General features: G+C 46.9%; 7 protein-coding genes and 1 pseudogene. 6 read left to right on the top strand and 2 right to left on the bottom strand.

All coding sequences use genetic code 11. The features are described from left to right. The first annotated feature begins 313 nt into the window (after window positions 1–313). The 6 genes and pseudogenes from QUB11_RS29835 (at window position 314) to QUB11_RS29810 (ending at window position 11,957) form a co-directional block, all read left to right on the top strand. Window positions 314–448: a helix-turn-helix transcriptional regulator gene (locus tag QUB11_RS29835; protein ID WP_333207392.1), complete on the top strand. Its 135-nt coding sequence runs from the start codon at window positions 314–316 to the stop codon at window positions 446–448. Window positions 449–508: 60 nt separating this feature from the next. Next, a complete protein-coding gene (locus QUB11_RS29830; RefSeq protein WP_333207390.1) occupies window positions 509–5,347 on the top strand; it encodes a PAS domain S-box protein in 4,839 nt (1,612 codons plus the stop codon). A gap of 195 nt (window positions 5,348–5,542) precedes the next feature. Next, window positions 5,543–6,737 (top strand): annotated as a pseudogene (locus QUB11_RS29825) (RNA-guided endonuclease InsQ/TnpB family protein). Between the two features lie 769 nt (window positions 6,738–7,506). Next, a complete protein-coding gene (gene ltrA, locus QUB11_RS29820; protein ID WP_333207524.1) occupies window positions 7,507–9,303 on the top strand; it encodes a group II intron reverse transcriptase/maturase in 1,797 nt (598 codons plus the stop codon). A gap of 183 nt (window positions 9,304–9,486) precedes the next feature. Further along, window positions 9,487–11,136, top strand: a complete 1,650-nt coding sequence (locus QUB11_RS29815) for an ABC transporter substrate-binding protein (protein WP_333202389.1) — start codon at window positions 9,487–9,489, stop codon at window positions 11,134–11,136. Between the two features lie 161 nt (window positions 11,137–11,297). After that, entirely contained in the window at window positions 11,298–11,957 is a 660-nt protein-coding gene (locus tag QUB11_RS29810; RefSeq protein ID WP_333202387.1) for a pentapeptide repeat-containing protein, read from the top strand. Between the two features lie 196 nt (window positions 11,958–12,153). Here the strand turns inward: QUB11_RS29810 and QUB11_RS29805 are convergent, their stop codons facing one another. Both QUB11_RS29805 and QUB11_RS29800 read right to left on the bottom strand, forming a co-directional pair. Further along, a complete protein-coding gene (locus tag QUB11_RS29805) occupies window positions 12,154–12,534 on the bottom strand; it encodes a cupin domain-containing protein (protein WP_445251431.1) in 381 nt (126 codons plus the stop codon). 85 nt (window positions 12,535–12,619) lie between these two features. Beyond that, the gene (locus QUB11_RS29800) at window positions 12,620–13,075 is read right to left on the bottom strand and encodes a nucleic acid-binding protein (protein ID WP_333392472.1); all 456 of its coding nucleotides are present in this window, start codon (window positions 13,073–13,075) and stop codon (window positions 12,620–12,622) included. Between the last annotated feature and the right edge of the window lie 189 nt (window positions 13,076–13,264).

Raw genomic sequence — 13,264 nt, 5'->3', positions numbered from 1 at the left:
CTCTTGTTTCATCTGTAGAAAAAATTCTTAAAGAATTTGGAGATAATTATGTAATTAATTTTGCTTAACTACTTATTCGCATTGCCGTGAGTCGGTTAAAAAAGTTACGGAGAATTGCCAAACAGAAAGAAAAAACAATGACCCAGCTTGTAGAGGACTGGATTGATACACTTAAAGAGGAAAAGCCGTCAAGCGAAGGACGGGGCTTTAGACCCAGTTCTTTGGTAAAATATAAACAGCTTTATACCTGTTACTTCTGAGGGATCTCAAAAGAGAACGGCTGAGGGCGGAACAACCAGCGATCGGTAATTTGGTGCGAGAACAGCGGCAAGCGCTGCACCTGTCTCAGAAAAAGTTGGCGGATGAATTAGGGATGACCTTTGCCACGATTAATCGTTGGGAAAATGGACACGCTACGCCTTCTCGCTTGGCACTCAAGCAAATTTAGATATTGCTGGATGAGTAAGGCGATGCTAGCAAGATATTTTTCGGATAAGGAGTACAAACGGTGAGTTTAGAGGGAATCAACAGCATTTTCAGAGATATTCGACTACTTCCCTATGGTGTGGCGATCCTCTCCGTGGCTGTGGCACTGGCGCTAACCCGATCGCTTTTACCGTGGCTCTACCCAACAACGACGCCCCTGTTTTTCATCGCGGTGATGGTGAGTGCCTGGTATGGCAGTTTCGGGGCAGGGTTTCTGGCAACAATTTTATCCACGCTGGCAATCAACTATTTTTTTATTGAGCCGTTCTATTCCTTACAGATAGTTAATGTAGAAACAATTGTTCGGCTGGGTATGTTTTCGATCGCCGCAGGATTGAGCGCTTCACTCAATCTATCGTGGCGCACTGCTATAAAAAACGCGAAAGCAGCCTTGCAAACTTTACAGGAGGCAAGGTCGCTAGAACAGAAGGCCCAGCTTCGGGGCCAAGTAGCACAAACGGCGGCGACTGCGGCAAAAGAACAGCTAGAAACGGTACTTTCTACCATCAACGATGGGTTTTACATCCTCGATCGCGATTGGCGCTACACCTATGCCAACGATCGCTACTGTGAAATGGTTGGAATGCCGCTGTCAGCGATTCTGGGTCAGAACGTTTGGGAGCTATTTCCGGCTGCCGTTGACACCGATGCTTACGTGCAGTTTCATCGGGCAATGCGCGAACAAACGCCACTCCAGTTTGATTATCTCTACTCACCTTGGAAGGGTTGGCATGACCATCGAATTTACCCTTCGCCCAGTGGACTGACCGTTTTGCTTGCTGACATTACCGATCGCAAACAGACGGAACTCCTCCTCATCGAGCAGAAACGACTGCTGGAGTCGATCGCCTTCGGACAGCCACTAGACGACTGTCTGGCAGCCGTGTGTGACTCAGTATCCAGGCTGAATCCGGGTACCCGCGCCTGCTTCCTGCTAGCCGATGCTCAGCGGCTGACGTTTAAGAGATCCATTACTCCAGACTTTCCAGCGTCTTTTGGTGAAGGACTCCAAGATGCTCCGATTAACGATTTGTGCATTGGAACCTGCGGCGAAGCAGTGTATAGCGGTCAGCCCGTGACCTGCGCCGACATTGCCAACGACGATCGCTGGTCGCAAGCATGGCGAAATTTATGCGTGGCTCATGGCATTCTAGCCTGTCATTCTCAGCCCGTGTTCAGGCAGGACAATGTACCTATGGGGTCGCTGATGCTGTGCTTTAGCGAGGCGCGGATGCCCAGTGATTGGCAACATAAACTCGCCGAGTTCGGCATCCAAGTTGCCAGCATCGCCTTCGAGCGCGATCGATCGTTCCAGGCGTTGCGTGATAGCGAAGAACAACTCCGACTGGCTTCCGAAGGCGGCAATTTGGGTTTGTGGTATTGGGATATAGAAACTGACACCCTGAGTTTTACGGACATAGCCAAAGCGATGTTTGGTTTACCCGTCAATACCGCAATGTCGATGCAGGTGTTTTTAGAAGCCGTGCATCACGAGGATCGCCCATTCGTTCACAGCGTGATCACTGAGCTAAAAGCGAATCAACCGCATACTGAAATTGAGTATCGGACGCTGTGGGCAGATGGCACCGTTCGTTGGATTTTGGCTCATAGCGATTGCGCCTATAACGCTGAGGGCGTCATAATTTCGACGCGGGGCGTATTAATCGACATCAGTGATCGCAAACAAGCCGAAGAAGCCTTGCGTCAAAGCGAAGAGCAGAGTCGCAACATTCTAGAAAGTATTGATGATGGATTCTTTTCCCTTGATGAGAATTGGCGTTTCACTTACGTGAATCGGTCAGCGGAAATTCTGCTAGACCGCACTCCGGGCGCTCTGATTGGGAAGAATTTTTGGGAAGAATTCCCAGGACTCAATGGCAGCGAGTTTGAGCGGGTTCATCGGCGCGTGGCAAACGAGCGCGTGGCTTTTTCAGTCACGGCGTTTTATCCCGATCACGATCGGTGGTATGACGTTCGCACCTACCCTGCCGCGAACGGGATTACCATTTATTTCCGAAATGTCACCGATCAAAAACTGGCCGAGGAGGTATTGCAACAACGAGAAGCAGAACTTCGTTTAGTCACCAATGCCGTGCCTGCCTTGATTTCCTTTGTAGACTCAGACCAGCGCTATCGCTTCAACAATCGAGCATATGAAGAATGGTTTGGACATCCGGCAGCGGAAATCTATGGCAAGCACCTCCAAGAGGTTTTAGGCGAAACTGGCTATGAAGGGATTCGTCCTTATGTTGAGCAAGTCTTGGCAGGACAGGAAGTGACCTTTGAAACCCAAATTCCCTACAAAGATGGTCGAACCCGTTATGTCAATGCGACCTATGTTCCCCGCTTCAATAGCCAGGGAACAGTTGAAGGGTTTGTAGCACTGGTCAACGATATTACCGATCGCAAACAAGCCGAAGCCACACTACGGGAGAGTGAGGCACGGTTCCGCCTGATGGCAGATGCTGCCCCTGTGCTGATTTGGATGGCCCGCACCGATAAAATCTGTTATTACTTCAACCTCCCGTGGCTAAACTTTACGGGACGGACGATCGAGCAAGAAAGGGGCAATGGTTGGACAGAAGGAGTCCACCCCGACGACTTGGAGCGCTGTTTAGAAACGTATGTGACTGCCTTTGATGCCCGTCAACCGTTCAAGATGGACTATCGCTTGAAACGCTGTGATGGCATATACCGTTGGATTATGGATGAAGCTGTTCCTCGCTACGGATTGGACGGTGAGTTCTTGGGCTACATCGGCTCCTGTGTTGATATTGAAGACCACAAACAAGCTGAGGAAGCCCTGCGCGAGAGTGAATCCCGCCTCCGTCTGATCATTGAAAGCGCCAAAGATTATGCCATCTTCACCCTCGACCTTAACGGCATCATTGCCAGTTGGAACTCAGGGGCAGAAAGGTTGTTGGGCTATACCGAGACAGAAGCAATTGGTTGCTCGAGTCGGATGATCTTCACACCCGAAGATAACGAACAAGGACAAGCCGAGTACCAGAGGCAAACGGCTCTACTGCAAGGACGGGCCGAAGACGAACGCTGGCACGTCCACAAAGATGGGAATCGCTTTTGGGCCAGTGGATTGATGATGCCCCTGCTTAATGAAGCGGATTGTCCGCAGGGATTTGTCAAAATCATGCAGGACAAGACTGCACAACGGCAAGCAAGTGAGCGACTGCAATTGCTGTATGAAACTACCCGCGATCTGATGCAGACAGAACAGCCTCTGGCTTTGATGCACACGCTATTCCGCAAACTTGCAGTGCAACTGGATCTGCACTCTTACTACAACTTCATGGTGGAAGAAAAAGACAACCGCCCGATGCTGCATTTGAGAAACTATGATGGCATCTCTGAAGAAAGGGCGCAGGCGATCGCATGGATCGATTTAGGGGAATATCTCTGTGGATTTGTTGCCCAAACGCAGCACCAACTTGTCTTGAATCAAGCCGAACTCTCCACTCATCCGAATGCTAAAGCCGTCTCTGAACTGGGCATGACGGCTTACGTGGGTCAACCGTTAATCGCTCAAGGGCAGTTATTAGGAACGCTCTCATTTGCCAGTCTGACTCGGACGCACTTCACGCCTGCAGAAATCGAGCTGCTGGGATCTATCTGTGACCAGATCGCGATCGCTCTGGAACGGGCAAATCTGAACGATTCACTGCAGCAGCAAGCGGAACAGCTAAGACAGGCAAATCGGATCAAGGATGAGTTTTTAGCCGTACTATCCCATGAATTGCGATCGCCCCTCAATCCGATCCTGGGGTGGACAAAGCTGCTGCAAACTGGCAAGCTGGATGCGGCCAAAACTGCACAGGCGTTAGCGACGATCGAACGCAATGCCAAGCTGCAAACTGAATTGATTGAAGATTTGCTTGATGTCTCGAAAATTCTCCAAGGCAAGCTTAGTCTGAATATTCGTCCAGTCGATTTAGCTTTAACTGTGGAATCGGCGATCGAAACTGTCAATTTGGCGGCTGTTGCCAAATCCATTGATATTCGGACTGTGTTAGATCCTCAGATCGGACAAATTTTGGGGGATTCGGGCCGTTTGCAGCAGATTGTCTGGAATCTTGTTTCCAATGCGGTCAAATTCACCTCAGCCGGGGGGCGCGTTGAGGTGAATTTGACTCGTGTTGGCAATCAGGCTCAAATTACGGTGGCGGATACAGGGATTGGCATCGCACCGGAGTTTTTACCCTACGTGTTTGACTACTTCCGGCAAAAAGATGGCGCCACAACCCGCAAGTTTGGTGGCTTGGGGTTGGGGCTGGCGATCGTGCGGCATCTAGTGGAACTGCACGGCGGTACCGTTGGGGCCCAGAGCCAGGGTGAAGGGTTAGGGGCAACCTTTACTGTAAGACTGCCCCTATCACCGAAGGTAAGACAAGAAAACTCTCTTGCAAGACTTTCGGAACGATCGACTGCGGAGGAACCGTTATCCGGGATGCGGATACTTGTGGTAGATGATGAGCCGGATATGCGAGAGTTGATTTCCTTTTTGCTAGAAGATGCAGGTGCAGAGGTAGTAACTGTTGCTGGCGCTCAAGAAGCCCTCGCGGCGTTGGCTAGCTTGCAGCCAGATGTCCTGTTGAGCGACATTGGAATGCCGGGGATGGATGGCTATATGCTGTTGCGGCAAGTGCGAGCTCTGCCGCCAGACGGGGGTGGGCAGATTCCCGCGATCGCCCTGACTGCCTATGCGGGCGAGGTTAATCAACAGCAAGCTTTGCAAGCTGGATTTCACCGACATCTGGCAAAGCCGATCGAACCGGATCAATTAATTAAGACGATCGTCGCACTTCTTAGCCAGAACACTCATGATCCAGCAAGCGATAAAAATTGATCCGAAGGAGTTCAAACCGATCGAACATCACCAAGCTTTTAAGTTGCTGTGGTTAGGCCGCGATATTTGTATTACCAAAAAATTGGGTCTAAAGCCCCGTCCTTATAGGACGGCTTTAATTCATCAAACTATGAAGAATTGTTGAGTGTACAAATTTGCAAGTAAAAGTCTTTGTATAAGTGGTAAACTATTCCCATGATAGTATTAGAGTTTAATTTAAAGGGCAAAGCAGAGCAATATCTGATCATCGACGAGATGATCAGAACAGCTCAATTTGTCCGAAATAAAACTCTAAAGTATTGGACAGAAAATCAAGGAGTTAAGTTAGTAGAGCTGTACAAACAATGCGCCATCATGGCAAAAGAGTTTGAATGGGCTGGCAAGCTTAATTCGATGGCACGTCAGGCGATGGCCCAACGTGCCATTTTTGCTATCCAACGTTTTTTTGCTAATTGCAAAGCCAAGAAACCAGGGAAAAAGGGCTATCCAAAGTTCAAGAAACATACTCGATCTGTTGAGTATAAAACCTCGGGTTGGGAACTTTCTACAGACAAAAGATACTTGACACTCAAGGATGGTTTTGCTGCTGGAAAGTTCAAGTTAATCGGTAGTCGGGATTTTCATTTCTATGCGTCCGGTGAGATAAAACGAATCAGAATTGTACGTCGTGCCGATGGATATTACGCCCAATTCTGTATCAACGTGGAGCGGAAAGAGGAGCCTGTTCTTACTGGGAAAGCTATTGGGATAGACGTTGGACTAAACCATTTCTACACCGATAGCGATGGCGAAACGGTTGCCAACCCTCGTTACCTCCGAAAGAGTGAAAAAGCTTTGAAAAGATTGCAGAAGCGAGTTTCTCGAAAGAAAAAAGGTTCTAGCAATCGGAAAAAAGCAATTAATACGTTGGGAAGAAAACACCTGAAGGTCACGAGGCAGCGTAAAGACTTCGCCATAAAGACGGCGTTGTGCGCGGTAAAATCTAACGATTTTGTAGCCTACGAAGACCTTCAAGTACGGAACATGGTGAAAAACCATAAGCTTGCTAAGTCCATTAGTGATGTAGCTTGGTCACAAACTTGATCATTATTTGGAGTATTTTGGGAAAGTGTACGGGAAAACAATAAGTGCTGTAGCTCCTCAATACACATCGCAAGAGTGTTCAAATTGCGACAATCTAGTCAAGAAAACCCTGTCAACTCGAACCCATATTTGTGATTGCGGTACGGTATTAGATCGTGATCACAACGCTGCGAGAAACATTTTGGCAAAAGGCTTGAAACAGGTAGGAATCAATTTAAATACGGTGGGACACACCGAAATTAACGCTTGCGGACAGACCGATCTCTACTCTTTGATGGCAGCATCAATGAGCAAATCGACTGGCTGATTCAAGGTGCGATTCGTTTTGGAGAAACCTAGAAATGGGGGGATTCCAGGCTTCAGTAGAGTAACCCACTAGGGTAGAGTTCGCACTTTTATCCTTTACTGATGACAACTTACTATCCATGTAGGTGAAGAAACCTAGCCAAGCAATTGCGAAGACAGCTAGGGGAGAAAAGGAAAAGATGAAGGTCACACCGCCATCATAACTCAATCCATAAAACACTAAATCCTAGCATCTCGGTGCGGGATTGAAAGCACACAAACTACCAAGTTATTTGGTAGCCCCTACAGAGGAGACTGACTATCAAATTTGTAAAGCGGGGGTGAAAGCAGGAATTGGTGACAATAGCTGAAAACACCAACTGCAAGCAAGAGTCTATGGGTAGAACAGCAAAGTGTCATCTGAACCATCGTAACAGTCAACCAGGGGAAATAAGCTTGTAGTTCAACTACCTCCTGGGTCAGGAACAACTGACAAGGATAAGGTCTATCAAGTGTCTTGGACTGAGATAGCGCACTACCTAAACTCCCGGTGGATAGACACGCCCTAACGACTCAAACAATGGATAGTAGGAACGAAATAACTCTCTCTTAGCTCCTGTACAGTTTCTTGTTCAGGTAAGCAGTCAAGCCAGATGCTACGAGAGAAAAGGATGGTTTAAGAAGCAAATGCCCAACCTGAATCAACGGGTAATGCCTGAAAAGGGATGGCGTAACTGCCGGGATATGCTGACGTAAACCGCAAGGTGTTAACGCTAGAGGTGTAAGTGGTAATGAATAAGCCTAATTCTGATTCACAACAGAATACAGAGGGATGGAAGACTATTAATTGGCGTCAAGTCGAACGGTACGTCTTTAAGTTACAAAAACGCATCTACGCTGCTTCACGCCGTGGCGATGTCAAGCTAGTTCGTAAGCTCCAAAAGACGCTGATGAGGTCTTGGTCTAATAGGGTCTTAGCGGTACGAAGGGTAACAGTCGAAAACCAAGGGAAAAAGACGGCAGGAGTGGATGGGATTAAATCCCTGTCCCCAGCAGCACGTCTAAAACTCACAGAGCAACTCAAACTAACTGGAAAATCCAAACCCACTCGTAGGGTATGGATACCAAAGCCAGGAAGGGAGGAAAAGCGCCCATTAGGAATACCCACAATGTACGACCGTGCCTTGCAAGCAGTTATCAAAGCTGCATTAGAACCAGAATGGGAAGCGGTTTTCGAGCCAAATTCCTATGGTTTTAGACCAGGCAGGTCATGCCACGATGCGATAAAACAGATTAAAAACTGTATTCAAGGCGAGGCAAAGTTCGTGCTAGACGCGGACATAGCCAAATGTTTTGACCGCATCAACCATCAGACATTGCTCCAAAAGTTGAACATCAAGGGCAAGGTTAGGCGACAAATCAAAGCTTGGCTAAAGTCCGGGGTAATAGACCAAGGAGCTTTTACTGCTACATCTGAGGGTACACCGCAGGGTGGAGTCATTTCTCCGCTACTTGCAAATATAGCCCTCCACGGCTTAGAAGAAGCGCTTAAGCAATTTGCTGAAACGCTAGACCTCAGATACTCAAGTGGAACAAAGAAAAGTTACAAGGGCAAAAGACAATCCCTGGCAGTCATTAGATATGCCGACGACTTCGTAATTCTACATAAAGACAAAGCCGTAATAAAAAGATGTCAAGAGATAATCTCTCAATGGTTAACTGGCATTGGACTGGAGTTAAAACCTGAAAAGACGAGGCTAACTCACACACTCAACGATGAACTAAGTGAGGATGGTACAGCCGGATTTGACTTTTTAGGTCATCACATCAGGCAATACCCCGCTGGTAAATATCGAAGCAACAAAACCGCAGAAGGTAGGATATTAGGTTTTAACACACTCATCACCCCATCGCCGAAGGCGAGTAAGGCTCACCAAGAGGAAATCGGAAGACTCATCAAAAAACATAGGTTTTCACCCCAAGCGGCTCTGATTAAAGACCTCAACCCTGTGATAAGGGGATGGACTTCTTACTTTTCAAATTCCGACGCACAAACTGTTGGAGAACTATCAAAACAGGATTACCTCACATACCTGAAACTTCGTAGATGGGCAAAACGCCGCTGTGGAAACATCAGTGATGGTCATATCAAATACTGGACAACCACTGGCGGCAGCAACTGGGTATTCGCAACCAGAGAAGGGGAAGCGAACCCCCTTCGGTTACTAAAACATAGTGAGTTTAGTTGCAGTAGCACTGACTATGTAAAAGTCAAAGGCGATAAAAGTCCATTCGATGACGACTCAGTTTACTGGAGTTCAAGACTAGGGAAACACCCTGAAATGTCAAGTCGTAAGGCTAAGTTGCTTAAACAACAAAAGGGTCAATGTCCTTGGTGCGAATTACGCTTCCAAGAATGGGATGTGATGGAGGTAGACCATAAAATCCCCATAGCTCTAAGCGGAAAGGATGAGTGGAAAAACCTGCAATTACTGCATCGACACTGCCACGATGAAAAGACTGCCAATGATGGGAGTCTGAAGTCCTGTAGTGACAAAGGAAACACATTGAGTAGCCGTGTGCGGTGAAAGTCGCAAGCACGGTTTCGGATGGGAGGGGTGGAGTAGTAATACTCCCCTCGACCCTAACAATCCCTGTGCCTTCAGGCCAGGGAGTGTCAAAGGAGAATCTATCAATAAATCCGGTTTCTAGTCTAATAGTGCGTAAGTCCTGATAATATAATCAATAATTTGGAGTGTCAAAAAAAGACGATGGGAATTAACAAGCAGCAGCCTAGAATACATATAAAACCTTCAGTGATTAAAGCGATAGCTCTGTTCTGTCTTTGCTGCTTGTTAACTGCAAGTTGTGGACAAAGAACACGTCCATCGGTCACTGCGAGCGGCGAAAATGCTAATAACCGCGTTACTATTGGCACAACTTTGAAATTGCGGACGATCGACCCTGCGGACGGTTACGAAACCTTATCTGGACAATTGCTACGCAATTTGGGCGACACTCTCTACGCCTACAAGTCGGGAACTACAGAGTTAATCCCCCACTTAGCGACAGCGATGCCAAAAGTTAGCCAAGACGGATTGACATATACAATCCCCTTGCGTCAAGGCGTTATTTTTCACGACGACACACCGTTTAACGCCGCCGCAATGGAATTTTCCTTGCAACGGTTTATCCAAAATGGCGGCAGTCCGGCTTTGTTGTTGAGCGATGCAGTAGAATCCGTGAAAGCGACGGGCGAATACGAATTAACTTTTCAACTCAAAAAGCCTTTTGCTGCTTTTCCTTCCCTGTTGACATTTTCGGGTATGTGTGCGGTTTCTCCGAAAGCATACGAGATTGGACAGGGTAAATTTAAACCCGATACCTTTGTGGGAACTGGACGTTACAAGCTGGCGAAGTACGGCAGCGATTCTCTCAAGTTTGATGTCTTTGACAAGTATTGGGGGGAAAAGCCGGTTAATCAAGGAATTGACATTTTGCTGCTTTCTAGTTCGTCAAATTTGTTCAATACTTTTCAGACTGGTGCAGTTGATGTGGCTTATTTGTCTCTGGATGCAGACCAAGTTCGCAGCTTGGATGAGGGAGCAAAAAAAGGGAAATGGCAGGAAATCGCGGGGGAAAGCAGTACGGTTAATTACATGACGCTGAATATGCAGTCTAAACCGCTGGACAAGTTAGAAGTGAGACAGGCCATCGCAGCAGTGATGGATCGCCCCTTGATTAACGAGCGCGTACTGCTGGGACAAGCACAACCGCTTTACAGTCTGATTCCTACAACCTTGGACGTTCAAAAACCGGTTTTCAAAGAACTGTACGGCGACGCCAACACGGCCAAAGCCAAGGAACTTTTAACGAAAGCGGGATACTCGGCCACAAATCCTTTTGTTCTGCAAATTTGGCATGCTTCGGCTTCAAGAAAAAGAGCTTTAGTCGCGAGTACGATCGAGGCCCAAACTAAACTCAAAATGGACGGGATAATGCAGGTAGAAATTAACAGCGTTGAATCTCCGACTTTGTTTCAAAACATAGAGAAGGGCATTTATCCAGCGGTTTTAGTGGATTGGTCGGCCGACTTTTTTGACGCTGACAATTACATTCAGCCGTTTTTAGATTGTGCCACAGGTTCGGAGGCTGGGGGCTGCTCCAAGGGTGCAAGTCAAAGTCAGGGTTCGTTTTATTATAGCGATCGGGTAAATGAACTGATCGACAAGCAACGAAAAGAAGCAAATCCCCAAACCCGCAAAGCCCTGTTTGCCGAAATTCAAGACATACTGGGTAAAGATGTACCTTTCATCCCTCTTTGGCAGGATAAGGACTATACTTTTGCTCAGAACAGCATCACCGGCGTCCGTCTCGAACCGACGCAATCTTTTCCTTTTTGGTTCCTGAAAAAGCAATAATTCGTTACAATAATTTTTGGGAGTTGAAACGTCAATAATTATTGCATAGTTTGTGCACAATAGGGTGATGATTGTCACAGTTTATCAAAGAGACTGATCACCCTAACCTCTTTAATGATGTGGGATATTATTAAGAGAGAGATATTGCTGAGGGTGGGTATATGAAACTTGGAATTTTAACAACAACAGGGCTGCTGATTGCGATCGGTTTGGCATCGGGAGTAAAGGCAGAAAACGTATCCCACGTCAAACAATTATTAGAAACTAAAAAATGTACCCAATGTGACTTGACAGGAGCGGAGCTTGCTGGTATTGATTTGACGGGCGCAGATTTGAGCGGTGCGAATCTGAGCGGTGCAAATTTGAACGGTGCAAATTTGAACGAAGCCAAACTGAATGAAGCAAATCTGAAACAAGCTAAATTGCAAGGTGCGAGTTTAATTGCGGCTAAAATGCACGGGGCTAATTTGGAGGGTGCTGATTTGAGCCGCGCTAATCTGAGTTTGGCGGGTTTAGTGATTGCGAGTTTGAAAAATACCAACCTCACCAGCGCTAATTTAATCGGCGCTAATTTAGAAAGCGCCAATTTGGCGGGTGCAAACCTGAGAAATGCTCGCCAGTCGGTAGCGAATTTATCTAATGTCAGCCTCAGAGGTGGCAGTTTGGCGGGAATAGACGTACAGGGAGTCAACTTGCGGGATGCTAATTTGACCGGTGCTAATTTGACCGGTGCTAATTTGAACGGTTCGGACTTGACAGGTGCTAATTTAAAGAATGCCAATATGGCAAATGTAGATTTGAAAAACGCTTCTTTGCCGTAGGACGATCGCCAATTGCTATATCAAATTCGGGTGATTAACCAATTTAATATAATAATCTAGGGGCAATTCTGAAATTGCCCCTAAATTTTTAATTGTAGGATTTATCTTGTTTCCGGTCGCTGCGTAGCGTAGGTCATTGTTGGGTGTGCGAAGCTTTTCCCTGGCGTCTACGATTGGTTCATATTTGGATCTAGGATCAATCTTGCTCGTGAGCATCTTGGGCGAAGCGGATAATGTCATCATCGCCGAGGTATTCACCATTTTGGATTTCAATCATCACCAGGGGAATAACGCCTGGATTTTCTACGCGGTGAGCAGTATTCATGGGAACGTAGGTTGACTGTTTCTGCATGAGAATCGTCTCTTTGTCGTCGCAGATAACTTTAGCGGTACCGGAGACGACAACCCAGTGCTCGCTGCGGTGATAGTGCATTTGGGTGCTGATGTGATGCCCCGGCTTGACTTCAATGCGATTGATCTTATAACGATCGCCCGCGTCTATGACTGTAACTTGACCCCAGTAGCGGGTTTGTGTGCGATCGTCAATTTTTTCGATTGTGTCCACTGTTTCCACCATCCTGTTTATCTCGCCAACGGTGTCTGCAAAAATATCTGTAGTTCAAAGTATAGCAGGGATTGGCTAAGTGCGATCGATTTAAACATTACTGAATTAGCCGCCACTCGCGAGCATCAACAAATTGCGACAAATGCCCCACATTTGTTGTAGCAATTACCACATCATTGCCTTCACTTGCATCCAATATTGCTTGAGCCGCCAAAATCACATCCCCGTCAAGTGCATTGGCTTCTGCGGTTGGTCTTCCTCTCATTCTCGCTTGCGCCCACAACTGAGCCGCTAGAAGCATTACCTCTGTAGTCAAAGGACGGTATGTAAGTTGTAATTTCAATTCATCAAGCCGTTGAATACCTGCTAATTTACCTGCGGGGATCAACTCCCGTCGCACTTCGTAGTCAGCAATTTCAGGCAGAATTATTATTTCGCCCCTCCGCATTAAAGAGTTTAGCCAAACTTTGCACTCTTGAATTTCAGCAGAGGATGCTTTAGGGTTTGTTACCATTCCTAATGGGCCAGAGTCGAGAATTATTACTCTACTCATGGGAATAATGGCCGATTAGAAAGGCGGTCTTCATCTAAAGCTTTACGGAGATATTCAGCGGTTTCTGTTTGTTCTTGTTCATCTCCCTCCTCAATCCATGAATTGATTAATTCAATACTCCGGACAGTTTTTAAAGAGGAATGCGATCACAATAAAATAGAGAAGTGAAAAAAGTGAGTGCGATCTGAA

It is taken from the genome of Microcoleus sp. B6-A1, assembly GCF_036705085.1.
In the GTDB taxonomy this organism is placed as follows: domain Bacteria; phylum Cyanobacteriota; class Cyanobacteriia; order Cyanobacteriales; family Microcoleaceae; genus Microcoleus.
Note: the sequence above shows the minus strand (reverse complement) of the source record. Positions and strands in the feature narration are given on the sequence as shown.